Genomic DNA, 25815 nt, shown 5'->3' on the forward strand with positions numbered 1-25815 from the left:
GTTATGGCTGGTGACAGATGAGATAATTACGAATTACCAGACTAAACTAGATAACTAGCAAGTCGGGTTAGGTAGTAAGTTGCAATGGCACCATCTATTGTGTCTAATTGGATGATGAAAAAAAAGAAACCGTCTTTGGTGCTAACGCTATCAGCTGCTGGGTTATTGATTGGTATAGGAAGTGCAGCATATTGGTTTTTTACCCAAGGACAACCATTTTCCAGAAATTTGCCAGTGGGTGCAAATATTATTCCTGAAGATGCCTTAGCTACAGTTTCCTTAACGACAGATACTAAGCAATGGCAAAAATTGCAGGAATTTGGAACATCAGAAACTCAAAAAGAACTGAATAAAAATTTAGTACAACTGCAACAACGATTTCTCATTAACAATGGTTATGACTTTGAGAAAGATATTCAACCGTGGGTAGGAGATGAAGTCACGATCGCTATTTTAGCTCCTCCAGCAGCCACCAAACCTTTATCTAAACCAGTAGCCACTAATGTTGAAGTTGCTTCTGAGCAATCAGTTGTGATGGTGCTACCAATTAAAAATCCAGAAATCGCCAAAAGTATTTTGGCACAACCGAAACCCCTCAAACAAGGTAAATGGATTGACCGCACTTATCAAGGAATTGCTATTAAACAAACTGAAGGACAAGCTGGAGGCAAGCTTTCAGCAGCATTGATAGATGAGCGTTTTCTTGTAATTACAGATAATGCTAAGGCCACAGAAAGGACAATTGATGCTTATAAAAGCAAAGCATCTTTGGCAAACATAGGGAGCTTTATTCAAAATTTCTCAAAAACGGCAAGTTATCAACCTTTTGCTCAATTTTATGTCAATGTGCCGATCGCAGCAAGAATAGCAGCAAAAGCTCCCAACCGTCCTTTACCAGCCCAGGTTTTAGCACAACTTCAGAATAACCAAGGTTTAGCGGGAACTGTCACTTTAGAACCAGAAGGAATCCGTTTAAAAGGTGTTTCTTGGTTAAATCCTAATAGTCAGCGACTGCTGGCAGTAGAAAACCAAGCTGGAACTATGCAAAATCGCCTACCCAACGACACTTTAATGATGCTGACTGGTAGTAACTTAAAGCGGTTATGGGCAGACTATGTTTCTACCTCTAGGGGAAATCCTTTGTCACCAATCATGCCTGAACAAGTGCGACGGGGTGTAAAGTCGTTAACAAATTTGGATTTAGATCGGGATTTGCTAAGTTGGATGAAAGGTGAATTTTCAGTTGCAGTGATTCCTAATACCCCAAAAGATGGTTCACCGGATAATTTTCGAGCGGGGTTGGTATTTATGACAAAGGTAGGAGGCAAAGGTGAGGGAGGCCAACGGAGTGTGGCGGAAACTTCCTTAAAACAGCTAGATGAGGCGATGCAAAATCAATACCAGTTTAAGATTCAATCGGCAATTGTTGGGGGTAAACCCGTTGTCAACTGGATTTCGCCTTTTGGGACTTTAACTGCTACTCATGGTTGGTTGGATGAAGATGTGCTTTTTTTCGTTTTGGGCGCTCCTATCAGCGATAAAATTGTTTCCAAACCCAAAATTACACTCGGTAGTACTCTCGCTTTTCAAGAAACCGTCCCCAGGGAATTAAATCCAGCCAAGGGTCTATTTTTCTTGGATGTGGAACGAACTGTTAAAAACTTTACTCTGAATACGACATCTCCCAGTCAACAAGCATTACTTGCAGGAATACGGACAATTGGGCTAACAACTGCGGTTAATGATAGTCGCAGTCAGCGATATGAAATCTTTCTAGAATTAAAAAAAACTGGTGAGTAGGAGTTCGGAGGCAGGAGGCAGGGGGCAGGAGGCAGGGGGCAGGGGGCAGGAGTTCAAGAGAAGAAAGAAAGAATTATACTGCAAACGGGTAAAATCTGGACTTATGTCATACTGAGCGTAACGTAGTGCAGCGAAGTATCTCGGAGATTCTTCACTTCGTTCAGAATGACACTTTTAACCCGTTTTTAGTATAATCATCAATCCCCAATCATCAATCCCCAATCCCCAATTACCAATCCCCAATTACCAATCACCAATCACCAATCACCAATTACCAAAACTAGATAGGATCAGAATAGTCGGAATTAAATTCAGTGAAAAGTGATTAAGATTTGAGTTAGGTTTATTTTCTAACTCAGTCTAATTACTTAACTGATATTGATTCAAGCATTCACTGGGGAGAAGAGTTTATGAATCTGGTTGTACTCCAGAACTGGCTAGATAATGCCTCTTTTGCTGTCTTGTTCTGCACCATGCTGGTGTATTGGGTGGGGGCAGCTTTTCCGAATTTATCGGCAACTGCGGCTTTGGGGACGGCTGGAATGGCGATCGCTAATTTGTGTATTGCTACTCTATTAGGGGCTAGATGGATTGAAGCTGGCTATTTCCCCTTAAGCAATCTCTATGAGTCCCTATTTTTCCTGACTTGGGGTATTACTGCCATCCATCTAATTGCAGAGAATAGCAGCCGTAGCCGCTTGGTGGGGGTTGTAACTGCTCCTGTAGCGATGGGGATAACTGCTTTTGCGACTTTGACATTACCATCAACTATGCAAGTGTCAGAGCCATTAGTGCCTGCTTTAAAGTCAAATTGGCTGATGATGCACGTTAGCGTGATGATGTTAAGCTATTCGGCTTTGATGGTGGGTGCATTGTTAGCGATCGCTTTTTTAATTGTCACTTACGGAAAAAACATTCAACTACAAGGTAGTTCCGTTGGTACAGGTGGCTATCGCAGCAATGGTTACAAGTTACTTAAAGCCGGTGAGGTGATTTCTCAACCCCCCACACCCGCTGCGGAAAATAATGGCTTTTCTCGTTTGGAAACCAATAACAACGGCAACGGAACCGCTGTTTTAGATTTGGTAACTGTCCCAAAAACTCAAACTGTAGAATCTACTGAAACTCTTTCCCCTCAACGCCTCAGTCTAGCTGAAACCCTAGATAATATTAGTTATCGCATTATCGGTTTGGGATTTCCCCTACTGACAATTGGTATTATTGCCGGTGGTGTTTGGGCTAACGAAGCTTGGGGTTCTTACTGGAGTTGGGACCCGAAAGAAACTTGGGCGTTAATTACTTGGTTAGTTTTCGCCGCCTATCTTCACTCTAGAATAACTCGCGGTTGGCAAGGAAGAAAACCAGCAATTTTAGCCGCTAGTGGTTTTGTTGTAGTTTGGATTTGCTATCTTGGTGTGAATCTTTTGGGTAAAGGTTTACATTCTTACGGTTGGTTTTTCTAAGGATATCTTTTTCCCCTTTTCTTTTGAGAAGGGGAATATTTTTTTATCTCACGCAGAGGCGCAGAGTCACAGAGAGAAATTTAAGAAGATGGTATAAAATATAATATACTAAGTTCCAAATAGTTTGAAGTAAAATATATGGGTAATAAGTTTGAAAGACTAGATTACAATGATGTAATTTCTGTTAATCCTGAAGATTTTGAACGATTAGATGTATCTAGAACTTTAAAAGTAATTGAATTAATAGAAGCAATTAAGGATTATATAGGTTCTGATCATACAGATGCAAAATTGTTTGTAGAAGGCATGGAATTTGAGGTACTTAGACCGGGTGCTGATGGCTGGAAAAAGGGTAAGATAAGGGTTTCTTTAGAATTTTGCGCTGATGAAGTAAAAAAAACCATTGTAAATAATAATTTAGTAATCAATCAAGAAACTTCCCCATTAGATGATTTACGCGACAAACTCAAAGATATTGAAAATTAATATTATCTACCCAAGCACAGGTAAGTAAAAGAAGTGACGTTAAATCAAAAACTATTTTTTCGTCAATACCAATTTAGTTATAGGAGATAAATATGGGCAATGGATGGGAGCCAGTAGATAACGAAGATGCAGTTTTGTCTATTACAAAGGTTGTTCAGCGATATATAATTAATGATCCTATGTTTAAAGTCGCTCAAATTCTCAGTAAAATTAAGTCTAACATCATCGAAATTGATAGTAGCTATTGGGAAAAAACTGACGAATACATAGAAAAAAAAAGATGGCTAAATGAAGGCGTAGATTGTGAAATTATGAAGCCAGGCGGTTACTGGAAAAAAGGTAAGCTTAGGGTTAGAGTCACTCTAGAATTTTGTCCTGATGAACCGGAATCACCACTTGATGATTTACGTAACAAACTGAAAGAAGTTGAAAGCTGATATTCAGTTTGTAAGGATTCATTTGTTAGGTTATAGCCACGCTTCAACTAGGGTAAAGCTATCAGCAAAAATAAGACTCAAATGACATGGACTCTATTACACGCCCAAATACATCGGACTATTCGCACACGTCGTCTATTTGAACGTAATCAGCGGCTATTAGTGGCGGTTTCTGGTGGACAAGATTCTTTATGTTTAATTAAATTATTATTAGATTTACAACCAAAATGGGGATGGAATTTAGGCGTTGCTCATTGTGATCATTGTTGGCGTGAAGATTCTCAAGCTAATGCTGATCATGTGCAGAATTTAGCACAAAGTTGGAATACACCTTTTTATTTAGAAACTGCGACAAATCCTGTTAATAGTGAAGCGTCAGCACGGAGTTGGCGATATCAAGCTTTAACTAAAATTGCCCAAAATCATAATTATCAATATATCGTTACCGGACACACGGCGAGCGATCGCGCGGAAACGCTACTTTATAATCTAATGCGTGGTACTGGTGCAGATGGTTTACAAGCTTTAACTTGGCAACGTCCACTTACCGAAAATATACTACTAGTGCGTCCACTATTAGAAATTACTCGCTTCCAAACAGAGCAATTTTGCCAAGATTTTAATTTACCAATTTGGGAAGATTCCACAAATCAAAATTTACAATATGCGCGAAATCGCATTCGCAAAGAATTAATACCCTATTTACAAGAAAATTTCAACCCCCAAGTAGAATCAAATTTAGCTCAAACTGCCGAACTGTTGCAAGCAGAGGTGGAATATTTAGAACAAGCAGCCCTTCATTTGCGGGAAGAAGCAATGGAGGGAGAGGAAAATGGGGAAGTGGGAGCAAATCATCTAAACCATCTTCTGAGGTTAAATCGGCGGGTATTGCAGAAAGCACCTCTAGCCCTGCAACGTCGTGTCATGCGTCAGGTGCTGCAAGAAATGTTACCCAATGCGCCTAACTTTGAACATATCGAGAAATTAACGGCTTTAATTACAGCCCCAAATCGTTCCCAAACCGATCCTTTTCCTGGTGGTGCAACAGCGATCGTACAAGATAGCTGGATCTTGATAAAAAAAGATAAAGAATAAAGGGTGATATTATGATTCATCCTTCATTCTTGACTTCTGCTATGAAGCAATCAACTGTAAATTGGGTATCAAACTCTGGAGAGTTTGGCGCATTTCAGTAATAGTCTGAATTTGAGAATCACCAGTTTCTTGAACATGAGCCAAAGAGCTAGAAATCGCTTGCAGCTTATCCCGTAAACCATCCAAGCAATCTTGAATAGGTTGCAATGCTTCTTGATAGAGATTTACCCTACCCCAGCATTGATCATTTGTTGTTTGTAAGTTGAGTAATTTGGCTTCTATGGTTTTTAGTTCTTGGCGCTTTTCATCTAGTACAAAGTTTTGATGATCAATTCCCTCTTCGTTCATCTCTAGCTCGGCACTCAATAGCGAAATCTCACTTTCGAGCTTTTGTAGTTCTTGGGAGTATTGTTGTCGTTGGTGATCTATTTGGGCGAGAATTGACTCTAAATTAATATTGTTCTCATCTGGAGAATTGACAACAGTCTGTCCTTGCCGTTGCAAGAGTATATTTTGGTTGCGCGTTAGAGTTTTTTGCCGATCTATTAAATTACGACGTTGTCCTTCCAAACTATCATTGAGCATCTGGTACAGAAGTTCTTCATCTGCTAGTTCTGCTTCTAAATTTTTTAAATCTTCCCCTGATGCTTGCTGTATCTTTGTTTGTAGTTCTTCTATACTTTCTTGTTTGTAATTGAGTTCTTGTTCTTGTTCTTGAACAAAAATAGAGTCTTGGTGCAATTTTTCCTGGTCTTCTGCTACCATCTTTTGCAGTTCTTCCAGGGGAATTGTCTGCAAAGCTTCCACATCGACTTGCTGTTCGACAGCCATATTACCAGCCGTTGCTACCAAAGCCTGGGTTTGTTGGTATAAATCTTCTTGATTTTGCAACTGCTGTTTGAGTATGACAGAAAACTCCTCTTTATTTTTCAGCGTGGCACTAGTCAATTGGAACTGAACTAGTTTTTGCTCTAAAGAGAGTATTTCAGCTTGGCGATCGCGCAAAGTTTGGGAAATTTGTTCAACTTCCTCTTGCTGTTGATGAGCCAACGTTAGTTGTGACTCTAGTTGTTGCCAATGTGGGTTAAGAGTAGCTTGTTGCTGTTCGATGAGTTCAAAAGCAAAATTCAGGTCTTCCCGTAATGTTCCAGTGGAACTAATGTCATTCGTAGACAAGCGCTTGAGTAAATCAGCGATGAGCCGACTTTGCTCCTCACCCAAAACTGCACCCTGGGGGGCATTTGCTTTGATCTCATCTAGACGACGCTGTTCTCCCCGTAAATGCTCCCAAGCACCTTCTAGCTCCTGACGATTGCGTTCAACTTCCGCTTGCAACTTTTCAATTTGCTCACGGGATGTTTCTACTTCGTGTTTTTGTGTTTCCAGGCGTTGAACATCATTTTCCAGTTGTTGCAGTTGTTCTAACCTTGATTCCATGTCCATTTCGCGGCGATTTAGCTCTTGGACTTGAAACATCAGGGACTGCTTCCACTGGTCAATTTCGTCTTCTTTGAGCTTAAATTTTTCCATCTGGCGGGAAAAATTCTGCAAAATATTGACTAAGGGACGGCCAGCTTCTTGAATCCGCTGCACTTGGCGATTCGGACTCAGTTCCACTAGTACTAGTGCGCCATCGTTCAATTTACCTGCTTCTTCAGCAATGATAGTTTCTTCTGATACAGTGTTCCAATTCTGGTCGCTTCGTTGACAAGCTAGTAGTTTTAGTTCTGTTTTAGAACCACCACTGAGTAAGCCGCCTTTTTGCTTTTGTACTTCTGCTAAATACAGCACACCGCTAGTCCTTTTGATGCACTTTACGTCCGTGTTTTGGGATATATCTTAGATTATTTTGTTAAATTGTCTTGTTTAACCTCAGTTTAACAGTACAAGATAAACAAAACTATTTTATGGAAGTGATATCTCACATCTTGATATATCTTGATATTTGGTAGACGCGGCAATGTCGCATCTTTTATATCCTGTACCCATGATAGTAATTATGACTACCGTGTGAACACTAAGTTTGTCAATCATTGATCATAAAAGGATCATGTTTGGCTTCTGAGACTACTTGTCTAGGTCATCTTAACCTGAGTTGCAACATGAAAAAACTGAAAGTAACAATTGAGATAGTAATCTCTCTAGAATGCCACGGAGGGTTTTTTAGCTAAATGCAGGGAAATTTAAACGAAATTGACATTTACAGTATCCTACAACTGATTTCCTTAGGACAAAGAACTGGACAGTTGTGGGTAGAAGCGCATCATTCTTACCCAACTCACAAACTGAGTGGAGAAGACATTCTCAAGTATCGTTCGTCGGGAGAGAGCAAACCACTATCTTGGTTTGTATTTTTCCTCAACGGTCAAATAGTCTATTGTCAAGCTGGTGAAAGTAGTTTATCTCGGATTGATGATTACTTGCGTCATTATCGAGTTGAGAAGCGACTTAATAAAACGCAACTTGCCACCTTAGAATCTACGAATTCCCCAGAGTACGCCTACATTTGGGCGCTTCTAGAGCAGAATATTATTACCCCAAAAATAGCTCGCAATATCATTCATGGCTTAGTACATGAGACACTCTTTGATCTGTTGAGTTTACATCAAGGTAGTTTCATTTTTGATTTAGGTACAGCCCTTGTTCCGCAATTAACTAGCTTGGAGATAAATACTTTAGTAACAAAAATCACTAAACAAGTACAGGAATGGAAACAATTATATCCCCATATTCAATCGCCAGAACAGTTGCCAGTACTGGCTGATATAGAAAGATTTCGCCATTCATTACCAGCATCAACAGTTAATAAATTACAACATTGGGCAGATGGTAAAACATCCCTACGGCAGTTAGCTCGTTATCTCAACCGTGACATTTTAACCGTTGCCAAAGTTATATATCCTTACGTACAACAGGGGTGGCTACAATTAGTATATTCTGTGACTGATAGCCCTAGTAATCAAATACCAAACAGGGAGCAACTAGATCAGAACAAAGGACGGATAGTATGTATTGAAGATGCGATCGCAATCTGCCAAACTGTAGAGTCAATCTTAAACCCACAGGGCTATGAAGCCATCTGCATCACCAAACCCTTAGAAGCCCTCAGCCTAGTTTTTCAACTCAAGCCAGATTTAATTTTATGCGACATCGCCATGCCGGAATTAGACGGTTACGAAATTTGTGCCATGCTGCGACATTCCACAGCATTTCGGCTGATCCCAATTATTATGCTGACCGGGAAAGAAGGATTCATTGATCGTGTCAGAGCTAGGATGGTTGGAGCTACAGATTATTTAACAAAGCCATTTTCAGATACAGAATTACTGATGCTGGTCGAAAAATATATCAACATAGATTCTGGTGTGGGAATATAAACGAAATACAAGACTTGTGGATTTGCTCAAACATAGGGTAAAAAATGTTATCACAGAATCAGCTAACTCCAGTAAGATGTCTAGAATCAGTAAATTATTACAATACTAGAATTAATTTATACAGTTAATATTTGTTAGAAAACCAATGAATATTCATTCTAGAAACACAAAGTCTAAATCAGGAGGTAGATAGGTATTTATGAGTACAGTTCTGATTGTTGAAGACAGCATTGCTCAAAGGGAGATGATTACAGACCTCCTGAAAGCCAGTGGTTTAACAGTTGCCCATGCTTGTGACGGAGTAGAAGCTTTAGAAGCAATTCAAAGCAAACCTCCCGATTTAGTAGTTCTGGATATTGTCATGCCCCGCATGAATGGGTACGAACTGTGTCGGCGGTTAAAATCTGATCCTAAAACCCAAAATGTTCCTGTGGTCATGTGTTCTTCCAAAGGGGAAGAATTTGATCGCTACTGGGGAATGAAACAAGGGGCTGACGCTTACATAGCCAAACCATTTCAACCAACTGAATTGGTAGGAACAGTCAAACAACTGCTACGAGGATAAAGGTCGATAAAAATAACAACAGATGCAAAAATATGGTCAGCAAACCAGACTTTTTAAGCGGTAGTGGTCAAGATCAATTTCGCCCGGAATTACAACTAGAAAGTCCCGAAGGTGAGTTACATTTAAGATTTTACCTTCCCTCATTTCAGGAGTTTGCATTGCAAGCCACTGGGATTCGGGAAGTAATCGAACTCAGTCCAGATCGGATCACTCCGATTCCTAATGCTTCTCCCTTGCTTTTGGGTACTCTAAATTTGCGAGGCAGATTAATTTGGGTGGCAGATTTAGGACAGTTTTTGGGGGAGGGAACGGCATTAAACACGGATAGGTCTGAGATACCAGTAATTGCTATTGAAGATCAAGACATAATAGTAGGTTTAGGAGTAGAGCAAATCTGTGGAATGGGCTGGCTTGATGTACAGTATCTGATGCCATCAAATAACGTACCAGATACTATGGCTCCATTTTTGCGTGGAGAATGGTTAGATACTAAAAATAATAAGTATCTAAGACTAATAGATCAAACAGCTATTTTGCGAAGTGCGCGGTGGGCAGGATGAAGTTGGGAGGGAGGAAATGGTAGTAAATATAGATGATCACAATTCAAAATATCAGCAAGCCGTAAAAGCTTATACAGAAGGAGATTATGAAGTTGCAGCTACTTTAGTAGACCAGGTGGTGCAAAATTTACCAGATGACCCAAACTCTCATCTGTTAAGAGGCCACATCTACTATGTTTTGCAGCAGTTTGAGATAGCAAAAACCGAATATGAGCAAGTATCTTATTTAACAGATGATGAGGAAATTATTGGTTCTGCCACTAGTTACCTTGAGAATATCAATCAATACTTACAGTCATTTGGGGGAGGAGAATCATTAATAGAAACTGATGAGCCAATAAATTCTAGAGGAATGTCTAATGGTCTGGTAGCTAATGAGGCAGAGTTATTAGATTTGGGAGTTGCTGGAGATTTTGATGACAGCAACTTTGATCTGCAATCTTTTGGTGAATATCAACCATCTGACAATGCCCTCAAAGATATATCTCAGGATAATCCCTTTGATAGCCATTTAGACGATCTAGGATTTGATCAAATACCAAATAACATCATGACTTTTGGGGATGATCCTTTCGCTTTAGATCAGCCATTAAAAGGTACAGATGCAAGTGGCATTAGTGATAATGGAGAATTAGGAGCTTTCGACCTACCTCTGACTTTAGAGCCACAAGCAAGTATTGATAGTGATGAAGCATCGGGAGCTTTGGAATTACCTCCTTTTTGGCAAGAAGATATTTCAACAGGAAATATAGGACATTCAGGAGAAAATAATCCTTTTGCTGATATTGAAGTCAATTCTGCTCAGGAATTTTCAGGAATAAAAGACGAGCAGACAAACTCACCTTTTGGAGAAGTTAATAATTGGGAACCTACACCTGAATTATTGATGGAACAAGATTCATCAGACTTTGAAGATATAAGTATGGGGAATTTTGATTTTGCTAACCATAATGCGGAGGAGATGAACGCCGTCAATAATTGGGAACATACGCCTGAATTATTGATGGAACAAAATTCATCAGACTTTGAAGATACAAGTATGGGGGATTTTAACTTTGTTAACCATAGCTCGGAGGAGATAAACGTCGGTATATATGATCAAGAAATACCCAATAATTTAATCAACAATGATTTCAGAGACAGCGGCGAACATACATATTTGAGTGGTTTAGATAATTCATTATCTCAAATTTCTGAGGAAATAGAAACCGCTCAAGAATCAAATTTAAATACTGAAATATCGTCGTCTTGGAACAGTAGTTTTGAGCATCGGAACGAATCGGTTAACTTAAATACAAATCAGAAACAAAATAACTTTGATGATGATAATTTCGATTTAGAGGCTTTTGAGTCTGCCTTTGGCTCAGAAGGCTTTCCTGATGATGAAGATATCCATAGTGTTTCGAGTATTTCACGGGGAGAAAATTCTAAAAATAATATCCAGTTTTTAGATGATTTTGATGATTTTGATGATTTAGGTAATATTCCTAGCTTTGATTTGACTGGAGATTCTAGCTACAGCGATGTGGATTCATTATCTCAATCACAGGGAATCAGAAGTACAAATAGCCATAATTTTGGTGGTACGAATAGTCATAGTTTTAGTGGTACAAATAGCCATAGTTTTCATGACGAAACCGATAACAGTATTGACCGTGATGAGGAACTGTTCTCGATTACTGGGGCGCAAGAAGCCGTACCTGTATTTACTGAATCAGATGCTTCTAAGCTAGAACCTAGTGTCAGTGTTGAGCAAGGCTTGTTTGCATTTTTTGAGAATGCTTCTTTAGAAACCAAGCAATGGTACATCGCTGGCACAGTGGGTTTAACATCAGCAGTAGTAGCAGCGGTAATTAGCTTTGGAGCTACTCAATTTTCTCCGGCAGAACAACGGGCTTCAGTGCGGAATACAGGTTGGGCAATGGCTTTAGCGGCGGGAATTGCTGGAGGAGTGACAGCAGGTTTCATGGGGAATCTGGCACTCAAGCAAATTCGGCGCACTACCAAAGACCTGCAAACACAGTTTGATGCTGTCCGGGAAGGGAATCTGAATGTTCAAGCCACAGTTTATTCAGAAGATGAGTTAGGGTACTTAGCCACTAGCTTCAACGATATGTCGCGGGTAATTTTCACGACTACTAATGAAGCGCAAAGGAAAGCAGTTGAGCAAGAAGAAGCGAAAGAAAACCTACAACGCCAGGTAATTCGCCTCTTGGACGATGTAGAAGGAGCAGCGAGAGGAGATCTCACAGTCCAAGCTGAGGTGACAGCCGATGTGCTAGGAGCCGTAGCGGATGCTTTTAACCTGACAATTCAAAACCTGCGGGATATTGTGCAACAGGTGAAAGTGGCTGCCAGAGAAGTAACCAAAGGCTCAACTAACTCGGAAACCTTTGCTAGAGCCTTGTCTGGTGATGCCTTGCGCCAAGCAGAAGAGTTAGCTGTTACCTTGAATTCCGTACAGGTGATGACTGAATCTATTCAACGGGTAGCAGTGGCTGCAAAAGAGGCAGAAACTGTAGCTCGTGATGCCAGTGCGATCGCACTCAAAGGAGGGGAAGCAGTAGAAAATACCGTGGCAGGGATTTTGGAAATTCGGGAAACAGTAGCGGAAACCACCCGCAAAGTTAAACGATTGGCAGAATCATCCCAAGAAATTAACTCTATTGTCGCCTTGGTTTCCCAGATTGCTTCTCGCACCAACTTATTGGCACTAAATGCCAGTATTGAGGCAGCAAGAGCCGGAGACGCTGGACGAGGGTTTGCAATTGTTGCTGATGAAGTGCGTCAGTTAGCAGACAAATCTGCCAAATCTTTAAAAGAGATTGAACAAATCGTCATGCAAATTCAGAGCGAAACCAGTTCTGTAATGACAGCGATGGAAGAAGGTACACAACAAGTAATTCAAGGGACAAGATTAGCAGAAGAAGCCAAGCGATCGCTTGAAAATATCATTCAAGTAGCCGATCATATTGATCGGTTGGTGCGCTCAATTACCAGTGACACCGTAGAACAGACGGAAACTTCTCGTGCTGTAGCTCAGGTAATGCAATCAGTGGAACTCACAGCCCAAGAAACCTCTCAAGAAGCACAGCGAGTTTCAGGAGCCTTACAACACTTAGTAGGGGTATCTCGTGACTTGATTGCTTCTGTGGAACGCTTCCGAGTGGAAACCATTGAATCCAGGTAAAAAATGCAAAATGAAGCATGAATCATAGTTCATGCTTCATCACCGATTCTACCTTGAGGATTCTCATGTTGAGTACAGGAAGCTGTCATCGGGGGATCTACAGCCTTAATCATTAATCCTTTATTCTTCATCGTTTATGCAGCCGGAACAACAACAGCGGATTTTGGGTTACTTTATCGAAGAAGCCAGAGAACACCTGAATACTATCGAACAGGGGTTACTGAAGCTACAAGATACCCTCAACGACCCAGAAATGATCAACGAAGTCTTCCGGGCCGCTCACTCCATCAAAGGAGGTGCGGCTATGCTGGGCTTTAATAGTATCCAACAAACATCTCACCGCCTGGAAGATTGTTTCAAAGTTCTCAAAGAGCATCCAGTCGCAGTTGACCAAAAGTTAGAGTCTCTGTTTCTGGGTGTATCTGATACTTTAAAAGCATTGTTAGATCATCTGGGTAGTCCGTTTGGTCTTTCAGATGAAACGGCGCATACTTTGATGTTAGAAAGTGAACCTATATTTGCAGGGCTTAATCAGCATCTAGAACTACTTTTACAATCAACTGATGGTGCCAGCTTATTAGCTGAATCTGCACCAACAACGCCGCCAAAACAGGATTATAGACCTCAGCCGCAACCACAAAAACCACTAGTAGGCAGCAAAACCGATGATGAGTTAGAATTCCAAACTCAAGTTCTACAAGCCCTACGGGATATGTTGCAATTGTTTAAGCAAAGCAGCGTATCCTCATCCAGAGACGATCTACGGCAATGGTGTGACAAATTAGTTAAGCTGGGTGAGAAATTAAATTTGCTCAACTGGTGCAGTTTGTGTAAAGCAGCAGGTAATGCGATCGCAAATCCTGAAAATTCCTATCTCACTTTAGCCAAAATCATTATTACCGAAATCAAACAAGCTCAGGAACTAGTTATTCAAGGTAGAGAAGCAGAAATAACTATTAGTCCACAGCTAGAAGCACTTGAGCTACTTCCAGAACTGGAGCTATTAGAACTAACACTTGATTGGGCAGATGACCAATCAGAAGCAGTAACAGAATTACCAGAAACACTGGAACTACATACAGATAATTTGTGGCTAGAAGAGAATAGCACAATTATATTTGAAACAACAGAAGAACTAAATTTAGCAGCAGATACCAGCGCTAATCCCTTTGATAACTTGCCAGACATAGCAGAAATAAACACGGATGCAACTGCTGTTTCTGCCGATTCTTTATTCAGTTATCAAGACTCAATACTCAACCTCAATCATATTATTGACCTCACTGGGCCAGAGGTAGGTATTTCAGAGTTAAATACTCTAGCTGACTTGTTTGAAGGTGAAACTCCCGAACTGGAAGAAACCTGGCAAAAAGGAGAAATTCTAGATACCACAATCAATCAGCTAGGAATTAGTGATGATGAAATTGAAGATGAGAATGATGATCTTGATTTAGATTATTTTCTATCCTTGGATACGGATAAAACTAATGTTCAGCAACAAAGCCCCACTCATACTCCAGAAGATCTGACTCCATTATTTGGCGAAAACTTCTTAGAAGCAGAAAATTTAGAACTACAACAGCAAACAACAACTATTCAGACTAGAGAATCTAGTGAAAATTCCCTTGATAATCTAAATCTGGAATTGTCTCCGACTGCAATTATCAATGCAGAATCGACAGTTAATTCTGGAGAAATTGAGTCAACAAATATCAATGCTGTAGAAAATGCATTGGCAGTAACAGATAAAAATAAATCTTTATCTACAGCACCAGAATTTCTAGCAGAAATTGAAATTAATCCTAACTTAGAATTATCCAACATAACCGCCAACAGTGTTGAGAACTTATTACCAACTGAAAATGCTGATTCCCTAGAAGAACTGACCCTAACCTTTGATATCCCTGCATTAGAACAGAATCAAACAACACCAGAAAGCTTGTCTTTGGACAATCTGTTCAACGAACTCGCAGAAGATACACAAGAGCCAATAGATGATTTAGGCATTGGAGATATATTTGATTTACCAGCAGAAACAACAGCCGTAGAAGTTGCCACAGATGAGGACGACTTCAACAGCTTCTGGAACGAGACAGATGTAGTTCCCACCCAAGAAATCGCCGCTGTTGTAGAGCAAGATGTAGCTAGGGAATTAGAGGAAAGTTTATTTGCAGCATTATCTGGGGATGGTGAAGCTGTAAGTGACCATCAGGAATCGGACAACGACCTCGGTTTTTACTTGCAAGACTTTGATTTTGCTGTTCAAGAAGAAGAGGTTGATAATCTAAACTTGACCTCAGATACGGCCGATAACTTATTTGCTGATTTTGCAGATTCTCAATTCAATTTCTCCATAGTTAATGATGGTGGAATATCGTCATTGCCGGCAGTACATAGCTTCTCTCAAGAGCCAGAAGCATTAAATTTCAGCCCAGAATTTACTAACCAATCTTCCCAAAAATCCTCTGAATTGGAGGATACCCTGGTTAATTTTGATGATGATAGCAACCAGAATTCATCACTGGAGTTGACAGAAATAGATGCGCCTGTAACTGCTTTACCAGCAGTGACCAACCAAGAAGAGTTAATTATCAATTCTGAAAGCAGTGATTGGGCAGATAGTTTATCAATAGCAGCAAGCAACACAGTTGTAGATGCTAATTCCTTAGAATTGGGTTTAGAAGCAGATGAATCTGCTATGGAATTGGCAGTCTTGGCTGCAACCGATGAAAATAATCACACATTAGCAGAAAATACTGAACAATTAGAGGTAGAAAATACAGTAGTAGATACTATTGAGAATGAAGCCTCCTTCCTCGATGAATTTGCCGAATTAGACGCATTACTAGAAGATGAAGAATTAGATGTGAGTACCAGCGCTGCCATCCCAGATGCAGATTTTGCGGCTTTAGAAGAATTACTAGGAAGCAATAATTTGGCGATCGCAGAAACACCAGCAGTACCACCAAAAGTTTATCAACCTGTAGTGGCAAAAGCTCACAATCCGGTTGTATCTTCAGAACTGCCTGATGAATTTAGGGATTTGGAGAAATTACTCGCTGAAGCGGATCAAACAATGAGTTCCCAAGGCAGAGTAATTAAATCTAGTACCAGCAAAACACCACGTCCCACAACTCGACGAGTCAGAGAAGAAAGTATGAAGATTCCAGTTAAACAACTGGATGAAATGAGCAACTTAGTTGGGGAGTTGGTAGTTAATCGTAATACCTTAGAGCAGGATCATGAACGGCTACGACAATCATTAGATAACTTGCTAATTCAGGTACAGCATCTTTCGGATGTAGGCGCGAGGATGCAGGAATTGTATGAGCGATCGCTATTAGAAGCATCTCTCCTCAGCAGCCGGAATCGCTCATCAAGAGACCACAGTAGCTCATCTGGCAGTTCCCAAGACAGAGGATTTAGTGAACTAGAAATGGATCACTTTACCCTGTTTCATACATTGTCCCAAGAGACAATTGAGTTTATTGTGCGGGTGCGAGAATCAGCCAGTGACATTGATTTCGTCACCGAAGAAACCGAACGAGTGGCACGGCAGTTCCGTCAAGTCACCACCCAGCTACAAGAGGGACTAACAAGAACCCGAATGATACCTTTTGCCCAGGCTATCGATCGCTTGCGGAGAGGAGTGCGCGAGAACGGCATTAAGTGTGGCAAACAAGTGGATTTAGTCACAGAAGGAGCAGATACATTAATTGACAAAATGATCTTAGATCATCTCACCGATCCACTAACTCATATGCTCAATAATGCGATCGCTCACGGAATCGAAACTCCAGAGGTTCGCAAAGCTACTGGCAAGCCAGCAATGGGCATCATTACCATCTGCGCTTTCCACCAGGGAAACCAAACAGTAATTTCTGTAACTGATGACGGCGCTGGTATCGATCACGAAAAAGTCAAATTCAAGGCGATTCAAAAAGGTGTAATTACACCAGAAGAAGCACAAAATATGTCTCGTCTAGATCTCTACGATCTTTTATTCCTACCCAGTTTTAGTACTGCTGATGAGATTGATGATCTCAAAGGACGCGGTGTAGGCATGGACGTAGTTCGTACTGACATTAGTGAAATTCGCGGCACAGTTGGTACAGATTCAATCATAGGTAAAGGAACCACCTTCACCATTCGCTTACCACTCACCCTCAGTATCTGTAAAGCCCTCTGCTGTATCTCTGATAAATCAAGAATTGCCTTCCCTATGGACGGAGTAGAAGACACACTAGACATATCCGCAACAGATATTCAGCAAGATTCTGATGGACAATCATTTATTTTCTGGCGGGATACAGTCCTGCCATTCCGACCTTTACACGAAATTCTCGCTTTCAATCGCCAGATTAGTCGCGGTAACATCTACGGTAATACCAGAGATGATGACCTACTTTCTGTCGTCGTATTACGCTCAGGAAATACAATGGTCGCTCTCCAAATTGACCAAGTATTGAGCGAACAAGAAATTGTAATTAAGCAATTTGAAGGCCCCGCACCCAAACCCAGCGGTGTCGCTGGTGCCACAGTTCTCGGTGATGGTCGCATTATGCCCATTGCCGACGTTTTAGAAATCATAGACATCTTCCAAGGTAAGATGTCCAAACAAATTGGTGGCGGTTCTTGGCAACGCAAAACAGCTTCTCCCGTCCCTGAAACTCCAGATGTGAAGATTGAACCCACAGTGTTGATTGTCGATGACTCAATTACAGTCCGAGAATTGCTCTCACTCACCTTCAACAAAGCAGGTTATCGTGTTGAGCAAGCCCGTGATGGTCAAGAGGCTTGGGATAAACTTCGTTCCGGTTTACCTTGCGATATCGTCTTCTGTGACATCGAAATGCCCCGTTGTGATGGACTGGAATTGCTCTCACGCATTCAAAAAGATAATACTCTTAACCACCTGCCCATAGCCATGCTCACCTCACGAGGTGCAGACAAACACAGACAAATGGCTGTTCAGCTTGGTGCTAGTGGTTACTTTACCAAGCCCTATCTCGAAGAAGCACTACTGGAAGCAGCTTCACGGATGTTGAAAGGAGAAAAACTCGTTACAGCTTAGGTGGAGAATGGGGACTGGGAAAGATTCTGACCCAATCTCCGCAAAACCTAATTTCTATTCTTTCAGGAGTAGCCTAAAACTGGGGATATGGGGAGAATAGAAAATGCACGGTTCATAATTTCTATCACTATGTCTAATTCTCCAAAATCCCTCACCTATCCCAAAACTAGCAAAAGCAATCAAGTTGATAACTATCACGGTACTTTGGTTGCCGATCCTTACCGTGCCTTAGAAGATCCAGATTCAGAGGAAACAAGAGCTTGGGTTGAGGCACAAAATCAAGTTACCTTTAGCTACTTGAACGAAATTTCTGCGAGGGAACAAATTAAACAACGTCTCACCAAACTTTGGGATTATGAAAAATATGGTATTCCCTTTAAAGAAGGTGAAACTTATTTTTATTTCAAAAATGATGGACTGCAAAACCAAAGTGTGCTTTACACTCTGCCCAATCTGGATGCAGAACCTAGAGTTTTATTAGACCCTAACAAACTTTCAGAAGATGGAACAATTGCTCTTTCTGGAATTGAAATTAGTGAAAATGGTAAACTTTTAGCCTATGGTTTATCAGCATCTGGTTCAGATTGGCAAGAATGGAAAGTCCGTGATATAGAAACAGGTCAGGATTTACAAGACCATTTACAATGGATTAAATTTTCTGGTGCATCTTGGACTCATGATCATCAAGGTTTTTTCTACAGTCGTTATGATGAACCAAATAAAAAAACAAAATTAGCAGCAGAAAATGCAATCTTGATTTCTCCTGAAGAGGAGCAATTTTCCAAGACAGATGTTAATTACTACCATAAACTTTATTACCATAAACTTGGTACACCTCAAGCAGAAGATATCTTAATTTATCACCGTCCTGATCAGAAAGAATGGGGTTTTGCTGGTGAAGTTACAGAAGATGGTAAATATCTAATTATTTCCGTTTGGCTAGGAACTGATTCTAGAAATTTGGTTTTTTATAAAGATTTGACTAACCCTAATTCTGAAGTTATCGAACTAATTAACCAATTTGAGGCTGATTACAGTTTTATTGAGAACGATGAACAGGTATTTTATTTTCGTACAGATTTAAATGCACCACGAGGCAAAGTTATTGCCATTGATATTAAAAATCCCGCATCAGAAAATTGGCAAGAAATTATACCCCAAACCGCAGAAACATTAGAAAGTGTAGGCGTTCTTAATAATCAATTTGTTGCTGACTATCTTCAAAATGCTCATAGTCAAATTAAAATATTTGACCTTTCAGGTAAATTTGTTAGGGAAGTAGAATTACCTGGACTCGGTTCAGCAGGAGGATTTGCTGGTAAGCGTCATGACACAGAAACTTTTTATAGTTTCACCAGCTTTACCACACCAGGAACTATCTACCGCTACGACATGAAAACTGGTAAAAGTGAACTTTTCCGCCAGCCAAAAGTAGATTTTAAGGCTGATGAATATGAGACAAAACAAGTCTTTTATCAAAGTAAAGACGGTACAAGATTACCGATGTTTATTACTCATAAGAAAGATATTAAATTAGATGGCAATAATCCTACTTATCTCTATGGATATGGTGGTTTTAATGCTTCACTCACACCAAGCTTTTCCGTTAGCCTTTTAGTATGGCTAGAAATGGGGGGAGTGTATGCTGTGCCTAATTTGCGTGGTGGTGGTGAATATGGGGAAGAATGGCATCAAGCGGGAATGAAGGAGAAAAAGCAAAATGTCTTTGATGATTTTATTGCTGCGGCTGAATGGTTAATTGCTAATAATTACACCCAATTTCAAAAATTAGCTATTGGTGGTGGTAGTAATGGTGGTTTGTTGGTGGGTGCTTGTATGACACAACGCCCTGAGTTATTTGGTGCTGCTTTACCCGCAGTGGGTGTAATGGATATGTTGCGCTTTCATCAATTTACCATCGGCTGGGCTTGGGTGGCTGAATATGGTTCTTCGGAAAACTCGGAAGAATTTAAAACTCTCTATGCTTATTCACCTTTGCATAATTTACAGCCGGGAACTGCTTATCCTGCTACTTTAATTACTACCGCTGATCATGATGATAGGGTAGTACCTGCTCACAGTTTTAAGTTTGCTGCGGCTTTGCAAGAAGCTCATAATGGTGATGCACCTGTTTTAATTAGAATTGAGACAAAAGCGGGACATGGTGCAGGTAAACCAACTGCAAAAATTATTGAGGAAGTAGCTGATAAGTGGGCATTTCTAGTGAGAGTTTTGTCCAACTCTTAGATGATACTTCCAGTTGCTACAGCGGATTGCAGATCAATGCGGTACAGAATTTAAATTCAAAGCCAGACACCAAGCCAGTACAGACCGATGAGTAACGAGTAACGAGTAACGAGTAAGAAGGAGAGTCAAGCACTCGGTACTCGGTACTCACAACTCTTCCGACTCCTGACTCCTGCTGTATTTCTGGATGCAAAATAATTGCTGATATAATTTACAGCTTGGTATCACTTTATCCTTTAACTGTTTGATCAGCCCCATACTGCTTAATTTATAAGTCATGAGTGAATCTAATGATATTGGTTGTTGAGAATTGATCACCATATCTAACGCTTTTGCTAATTCAGGTTGTTCTTGCAATATTGCTTGATGACGCTGCAAATGAGAGGAATAAATTCCAGTTGATGTAGCTGCTGTATCTAGGAATTGAGCAAAGCTAATATCTCCTCGACTCAGATGATAAATAGCTGTATGTGTTAAGGCTGGATGTCCTTCTACCATTGCCATCAGTTCTCTAGCTTCTTGGTAGTCAGTCCAGTTGAGTCCGTAAAGTTGAGCTAACTGCTGTACCTGTTCTAGATTGAAACTACTTAACTCTATTGGTAATCCGACATTAAACGGTGATTGTTTTAACTGAAGAGGGACATAGATTTCAGTTGAATGAACAATAATTAACCGTAATTTTTGCCAAATTGGTTGTCTCTTAGCTTCTTCATACCATGAACGAAAGAGAGGTAAAACATCTTTTGCTACTTGAGGATGTTCAAAAATATAGTTGACTTCATCCACTGCTAAAACCAGAGGGGAATCAATTTGTTTTAAAAGATGATTACGAAAATAAAGAGAGCAACTAATTTTGCTACCGATATCTTCATCCCAATAGTCTTCTAGCTTTGGTTCTAATTGAAGTTGACGAGTAACATTGGCACATAACCAGCGCAAAAAACGATTCAAATCGTTCAAAATTACATCATCAATTTGTTCTAGATTTAAGCTAACAGTGCGGTAGCCTTGCTGAGTCGCATAATCCAAGGTTCTCAGTAGTAAAGATGTTTTTCCCATTTCTCTAGGTGCTTTAATTCGGACTAAAGCCCCAGGTTTTCTAATTTCTTCATAAACTTGCGTTTCCACCGCAGCTCGTTCTATGTAAAAAGGAGAATTGAGGGGAACTGCACCATTTGGATAACAGGGAGAATTGAGGGAGTTATCTATATTGTCATTGTCTATAGACACAGGATTATAGGGGCTAATATGGGATACAAAGACAGTTGTAGAGATGTCTTTGAGCTTGTTCAACTCTGAATTAGAGGTTTGTATTGTCAGATTTTGATTTACCCAATCCAAATTAAAGACTTTTGCATAGATTGGGTTCTTAACTGTTAAAATTCCTTGATGTTGGGCGACAAGTCCTGACAAACGTAATTCTAAGTACTCAGGGGAGTTGTGAGCAAGGATTTTTCCTTCTTGTATAATTTGCTGATATAGCTGTAATAATTGTTGGCTTCTGGGAGTGTTGCGAAGTATGCGATCGCGAATTGTCCTTAAATGCTCTGGTTCGTCCTGACTTTCCCAATTTTTAATAATTTGATTTTCTACAATTTTCTCCACCCACTCCGATTCTTCACCTTCTTGAAAAGAATAAAAATCCTTACTGTTATTGCAGTAATTTACAATTAGCCAACAAAGTTTCTGTGTCAAAAAAGGTTGTCCATTAGTCCAAAATAAAACCTCTTTTAATACTGCTTCTGGATTGCTAATTTTTCCTATTAATCCCTTTGATAAAGGTTCGCTATCCTGTAGTTGAAACCCTTGTAGTTCAATGGCTCTACCGATGTTAAATGGTGTAGAATAGTGTTTATCCTGAATCAAATCGGAAGGCGTAGCTACCCCCAATAAAGCAAATGATAGTCGCCTATAAGCTGGCTTGATGGCTCGACTTTCATAACAGTGGCGAATCAGGGCAAAAAATTCGTCGGTAGAAAACTTCAAACCCAGCACGTTATCAATTTCATCTATAAAGATGACAATATTTTCCTGAATTTGCGTGAGTAATACCGTTTCGATAAATTGATTTAAGCACTGAATAGGAGAAAGATCATCATGTTCTTTTAACCAACTACGCCGATTTATTTGGAGCTTAAAACCACTCGCTAATTCCTGAATAATTCCCCCATACCATTGGGGTGCAGTAATTTGCTGGCTACCAATACCGCTCAATTCAATTTCTGCACAGTTAATACCAGTAGCTCGTAACTTGTCCATTGTCCGTACTCGTAAGCTAGATTTCCCCATCTGTCTAGCGTTGAGAACATAGCAATAATCACCAGCTAATAACCCTTCGTAAAGTTCAGAGTCAGCCTGTCGCACTACATAAGTAGGGGCATCAGGTGGTAGACTACCACCTGGTTGATAGGTAGCGTTGAGTTTGATAAACATTGGGATTTTTTTAGACTGTTAAAACCTGCATCAGTGTTAATTGTCACATGGTTATAGGTTTTTTAGTGCCTGAATTTAACTAAAATCTTAAGTTGTAGTTTTAGATAGTGGGTAGAATTTGAGAAAATTCAATAAATTAATTTCAATAAATTAATGGCGAAAATTACCAACTTGGTATTTCATCAACAGGTAAAATCCGCCATTAAGTAACCAAATAAGAAATCCCCTAACCCTAGATAGAAACTGAAGCCGGAGGATTACTATTATTCGTATGTAATTCTGCATCTGCTGATGCTTCGTTTACACGGATAATCTTTGCTCCGAGTTGCTGTAACTTCATATCCAGGCGATCATAACCACGATCTAGGTGATTTAATCCTTGAATAGTAGTTTGTCCTTCTGCGGCTAGTCCTGCTATCACCAAGGCTGCGGATGCTCGTAAATCCGTGCCTATGACTGGTGCGCCCGATAACATTGGTACGCCGCGAACAAAGGCGGTATTACCTTTAACCCGAATATCTGCCCCCAAGCGATTTAACTCAGAAGCATGACGCAGACGATTTTCAAATACAGATTCATTAATGATGCTGTCACCTTCTGCCAAAGTCAGCAATGCCATAAATGGCGCTTGCATATCTGTGGGAAAACCCGGATGGGGTAAAGTATCAATATCTGTGGCTCTCAATACTTCTGCTGGCAAAATTCTCAGACAATCTAATCCTTCCTCAATGATGGGTACACCAATTTTTTGTAACTTGGCAATCACTGGAATTAAATGGTCGGGAACCACTGGAGACAGAGTAAATTCTGACCGAGTGATTGCTCCTGCTAGTAAAAGAGTTCCTGCTTCAATGCGATCAGGAATAATTGAGTAGTCAGTAGAATGTAACTGAGGTACACCAACAATGGTAATTGTACTCGTACCTGCTCCTTGAATTTTCGCTCCCATTGAGTTGCAAAAATTTGCTAAATCCACCACTTCTGGTTCTCTAGCAGAATTCTCAATGACAGTTTCGCCGTCAGCTAAAGTAGCTGCCATCATCAAAGTTTCAGTTGCCCCAACACTGGGAGTATCTAAATAGATTCTGGCTCCCTTCAATCTGCCATTGCTGCCAGGAACATAGGCATTACAAATACCATGTTCAATTTGCACTTCTGCACCCATTGCTTGCAGTCCTCGGACGTGCAAATCAACTGGTCTAGCACCGATTGCACAACCCCCCGGTAGAGGCATCTGTGCTACTCCCAGTCGCGCTAATAGGGGTCCAATGGCGAAAAAGCTGGCTCGCAGTTGAGTAACTAGTTCATAGGGCGCTTTGGATGTGCTAATTTCCCTGGCATCAACATCTAATATGTCGTCTTGTCTGGTTAAGCCCAATCCCAAAGCTGATAAAACTTGCCCCATGCGCTCTACGTCCGCTAATAATGGGACATTGCGAATCCGACAATCTCCTGAACAAAGCAAAGCTCCAGCCATGATTACCAAGGCTGAATTTTTTGCTCCGCTAATTCTTACATGACCTCGTAAAGGATGCCCACCCCAAATTTGCAAAACTGGGGACTCTGCTTCAGGTGAAGACTTGGCATCTGGTAAGCTGCTAGAAGAATTAATAAGCCTACCTCCAAAAAATAAGTAATAATAAGGGTTTGAAGTTGGTTTCGATTCTACAGTAAAGAGTCGGTTTGTCTACATTTTGCTATTATGATTCATGGAAATGAATTTTATAACTCTTTTCTCTCGCATCTGTAAATATCTACTAGCAAGGTTTATAAGCTTTGATTACTTATCGACCATAGAAATACTAACGCCAAATTTACAACCAGAAAAAATATTCAGTAAGCTCAAAAACTAATACACAGTAAGTATTGGTTTCTGTTGCTTAAATTTATGTATATAAACTCAGCTTGACAAACTCAAATATTTAAGTAATAATAAGAAATTGTCAATAAGACATTGATGCCAGCGGAACTGGCGGAATTGGCAGACGCGCTAGATTCAGGTTCTAGTGCCGCAAGGCTTCCGGGTTCAAGTCCCGGGTTCCGCATATCAATAACTTGGGTTTTAGTTTCATCTAAAATCCAATAATATCAAAATTTAACTAAATCTGGGGCTTAAGTAGCCTACTAAGAAACAGCAAGTTTTGTGGCTGGGTATGAATTTCAGTTACAACACTAGAACTTACGCACAAATCACGGAATAACGTGCGCGTAGCGCATATCACAGAGGCACAGAGGTCACGGTGAAATGGTATTTTGCGTAAGTCCTAAAAAACTTAATTACAAATTATTTTAAAATTGTGCTGACAAGTTTACAAAATTCCTTAGTTAAACAAATCCGTAAGTTGCACTCTACCAAAGAGAGGCACAAACAAGAGTTATTTTTACTGGAAGGGACGCACTTGTTAGAAGAAGCTTGTGCAGTGAATTACCCCTTAGAAGTGGTGTGTTGTACTCCCCAATGGCAAATGGTACATCCTCAATTATGGGATGATGTCTGTAGTCGGTGCCATCGCGCTGAAATTGTCAGTGAAGAAGTTTTATCGGCAATGGCAACAACAGTACAGCCAGATGGTGTAGTGGCAATAGCAAAACGCACCCAACAGCAAACCCAAGTCCCTTTTAGTGGTGTGGTTCTAGCTGTCGAGACTCTGCAAGATCCTGGCAATTTGGGGACTATGATTCGTACTGCTGCTGCGGCTGGGGTATCGGGTTTATGGTTAAGTGATGATAGTGTTGATTTGGATAACCCCAAGGTTTTACGTGCATCTGCGGGGCAGTGGTTTCGCTTAAATATGGCGGTAAGTGAAGATCTAAGAACAACAGTCAAACAAAGTCAGCAAGCTGGAATGCAGGTAGTAGCCACCTTACCCAATGCAAATTTAACTTATTGGGAAGTAGATTGGCGGAAACCGAGTTTGATTTTATTGGGAAATGAAGGTGCTGGGTTGTCAGCAGATTTAGCTGCAATGGCAGACCAGCAAGTAAAAATTCCCCTCAGTCCTGGAGTAGAATCTTTAAATGTTGCGATCGCAGCGGCTCTAATGTTGTATGAAGTCCAGCGACAAAAGATTTATGGGTGATTTATTGA

General features: G+C 40.4%; 15 protein-coding genes and 1 tRNA gene. 13 read left to right on the forward strand and 3 right to left on the reverse strand.

What is annotated here, in order from left to right; genetic code table 11:
- Window positions 1-84 precede the first annotated feature (84 nt).
- The 5 genes from AC012T_RS04780 (at window position 85) to tilS (ending at window position 5281) form a co-directional block, all read left to right on the forward strand.
- A complete protein-coding gene (locus AC012T_RS04780; protein WP_487063566.1) occupies window positions 85-1800 on the forward strand; it encodes a DUF3352 domain-containing protein in 1716 nt (571 codons plus the stop codon).
- A gap of 410 nt (window positions 1801-2210) precedes the next feature.
- Entirely contained in the window at window positions 2211-3263 is a 1053-nt protein-coding gene (gene ccsB / locus AC012T_RS04785; RefSeq protein WP_487063568.1) for a c-type cytochrome biogenesis protein CcsB, read from the forward strand.
- Between the two features lie 138 nt (window positions 3264-3401).
- On the forward strand, window positions 3402-3749 hold the full coding sequence (locus AC012T_RS04790) for a KGK domain-containing protein (RefSeq protein ID WP_487063570.1): 348 nt from the start codon (window positions 3402-3404) through the stop codon (window positions 3747-3749).
- A 92-nt stretch (window positions 3750-3841) separates the two neighbouring features.
- Window positions 3842-4186 (forward strand): KGK domain-containing protein, encoded by a 345-nt coding sequence (locus AC012T_RS04795; RefSeq protein WP_487063572.1) that lies wholly within the window; start codon window positions 3842-3844, stop codon window positions 4184-4186.
- 81 nt (window positions 4187-4267) lie between these two features.
- Complete coding sequence (tilS, locus tag AC012T_RS04800; RefSeq protein WP_487063574.1) at window positions 4268-5281, forward strand: tRNA lysidine(34) synthetase TilS; 1014 nt, start codon at window positions 4268-4270, stop codon at window positions 5279-5281.
- A 39-nt stretch (window positions 5282-5320) separates the two neighbouring features.
- On the opposite strand, the gene hmpF is transcribed toward tilS, so the two are convergent.
- On the reverse strand, window positions 5321-7072 hold the full coding sequence (hmpF, locus tag AC012T_RS04805) for a pilus motility taxis protein HmpF (RefSeq protein WP_487063576.1): 1752 nt from the start codon (window positions 7070-7072) through the stop codon (window positions 5321-5323).
- A gap of 380 nt (window positions 7073-7452) precedes the next feature.
- Here hmpF and AC012T_RS04810 point away from each other — a divergent pair, with 380 nt between their 5' ends.
- From AC012T_RS04810 to AC012T_RS04835, 6 genes are all read left to right on the forward strand, one after another.
- Window positions 7453-8658 carry a response regulator gene (locus tag AC012T_RS04810; protein WP_487063578.1) on the forward strand — a complete coding sequence of 402 codons (1206 nt, stop codon included), beginning with the start codon at window positions 7453-7455 and terminating at the stop codon, window positions 8656-8658.
- A 199-nt stretch (window positions 8659-8857) separates the two neighbouring features.
- Window positions 8858-9223: a response regulator transcription factor gene (locus AC012T_RS04815; RefSeq protein ID WP_015212647.1), complete on the forward strand. Its 366-nt coding sequence runs from the start codon at window positions 8858-8860 to the stop codon at window positions 9221-9223.
- Window positions 9224-9255: 32 nt separating this feature from the next.
- Entirely contained in the window at window positions 9256-9783 is a 528-nt protein-coding gene (locus AC012T_RS04820) for a chemotaxis protein CheW (protein WP_487063580.1), read from the forward strand.
- Between the two features lie 16 nt (window positions 9784-9799).
- Window positions 9800-12973, forward strand: coding sequence for a methyl-accepting chemotaxis protein (locus tag AC012T_RS04825; RefSeq protein ID WP_487063582.1), 3174 nt, complete (start codon window positions 9800-9802; stop codon window positions 12971-12973).
- A 136-nt stretch (window positions 12974-13109) separates the two neighbouring features.
- Window positions 13110-18047 (forward strand): hybrid sensor histidine kinase/response regulator, encoded by a 4938-nt coding sequence (locus AC012T_RS04830; protein ID WP_487063584.1) that lies wholly within the window; start codon window positions 13110-13112, stop codon window positions 18045-18047.
- Between the two features lie 129 nt (window positions 18048-18176).
- The gene (locus tag AC012T_RS04835) at window positions 18177-20294 is read left to right on the forward strand and encodes a prolyl oligopeptidase family serine peptidase (protein WP_487063586.1); all 2118 of its coding nucleotides are present in this window, start codon (window positions 18177-18179) and stop codon (window positions 20292-20294) included.
- A gap of 147 nt (window positions 20295-20441) precedes the next feature.
- On the opposite strand, the gene AC012T_RS04840 is transcribed toward AC012T_RS04835, so the two are convergent.
- Both AC012T_RS04840 and murA read right to left on the reverse strand, forming a co-directional pair.
- Window positions 20442-22727 (reverse strand): AAA-like domain-containing protein, encoded by a 2286-nt coding sequence (locus AC012T_RS04840; protein WP_487063588.1) that lies wholly within the window; start codon window positions 22725-22727, stop codon window positions 20442-20444.
- A 232-nt stretch (window positions 22728-22959) separates the two neighbouring features.
- The gene (murA, locus tag AC012T_RS04845) at window positions 22960-24339 is read right to left on the reverse strand and encodes a UDP-N-acetylglucosamine 1-carboxyvinyltransferase (protein ID WP_487066442.1); all 1380 of its coding nucleotides are present in this window, start codon (window positions 24337-24339) and stop codon (window positions 22960-22962) included.
- A 351-nt stretch (window positions 24340-24690) separates the two neighbouring features.
- On the opposite strand from murA, the gene AC012T_RS04850 reads away from it, so the two are divergent.
- Together AC012T_RS04850 and AC012T_RS04855 are read left to right on the forward strand one after the other, a co-directional pair.
- Window positions 24691-24772: transfer RNA gene (locus AC012T_RS04850), tRNA-Leu, on the forward strand.
- A 252-nt stretch (window positions 24773-25024) separates the two neighbouring features.
- Window positions 25025-25807: a TrmH family RNA methyltransferase gene (locus tag AC012T_RS04855; RefSeq protein ID WP_487063590.1), complete on the forward strand. Its 783-nt coding sequence runs from the start codon at window positions 25025-25027 to the stop codon at window positions 25805-25807.
- Window positions 25808-25815 lie beyond the last annotated feature (8 nt).

The sequence above is a fragment of the Anabaena sp. EIM26 genome, from assembly GCF_057568715.1.

What these genes read in the sequence shown, in the direction of transcription:
- AC012T_RS04825 (WP_487063582.1), top strand. Translation starts at nt 9,800, where the DNA reads ATGGTAGTAAATATAGATGATCACAATTCAAAATATCAGCAAGCCGTA.
- AC012T_RS04830 (WP_487063584.1), top strand. Translation starts at nt 13,110, where the DNA reads ATGCAGCCGGAACAACAACAGCGGATTTTGGGTTACTTTATCGAAGAA.
- AC012T_RS04780 (WP_487063566.1), top strand. Translation starts at nt 85, where the DNA reads ATGGCACCATCTATTGTGTCTAATTGGATGATGAAAAAAAAGAAACCG.
- ccsB (WP_487063568.1), top strand. Translation starts at nt 2,211, where the DNA reads ATGAATCTGGTTGTACTCCAGAACTGGCTAGATAATGCCTCTTTTGCT.
- AC012T_RS04815 (WP_015212647.1), top strand. Translation starts at nt 8,858, where the DNA reads ATGAGTACAGTTCTGATTGTTGAAGACAGCATTGCTCAAAGGGAGATG.
- AC012T_RS04810 (WP_487063578.1), top strand. Translation starts at nt 7,453, where the DNA reads ATGCAGGGAAATTTAAACGAAATTGACATTTACAGTATCCTACAACTG.
- tilS (WP_487063574.1), top strand. Translation starts at nt 4,268, where the DNA reads ATGACATGGACTCTATTACACGCCCAAATACATCGGACTATTCGCACA.
- AC012T_RS04795 (WP_487063572.1), top strand. Translation starts at nt 3,842, where the DNA reads ATGGGCAATGGATGGGAGCCAGTAGATAACGAAGATGCAGTTTTGTCT.
- AC012T_RS04835 (WP_487063586.1), top strand. Translation starts at nt 18,177, where the DNA reads ATGTCTAATTCTCCAAAATCCCTCACCTATCCCAAAACTAGCAAAAGC.
- AC012T_RS04820 (WP_487063580.1), top strand. Translation starts at nt 9,256, where the DNA reads ATGGTCAGCAAACCAGACTTTTTAAGCGGTAGTGGTCAAGATCAATTT.
- AC012T_RS04840 (WP_487063588.1), bottom strand. Translation starts at nt 22,727, where the DNA reads ATGTTTATCAAACTCAACGCTACCTATCAACCAGGTGGTAGTCTACCA.
- AC012T_RS04790 (WP_487063570.1), top strand. Translation starts at nt 3,402, where the DNA reads ATGGGTAATAAGTTTGAAAGACTAGATTACAATGATGTAATTTCTGTT.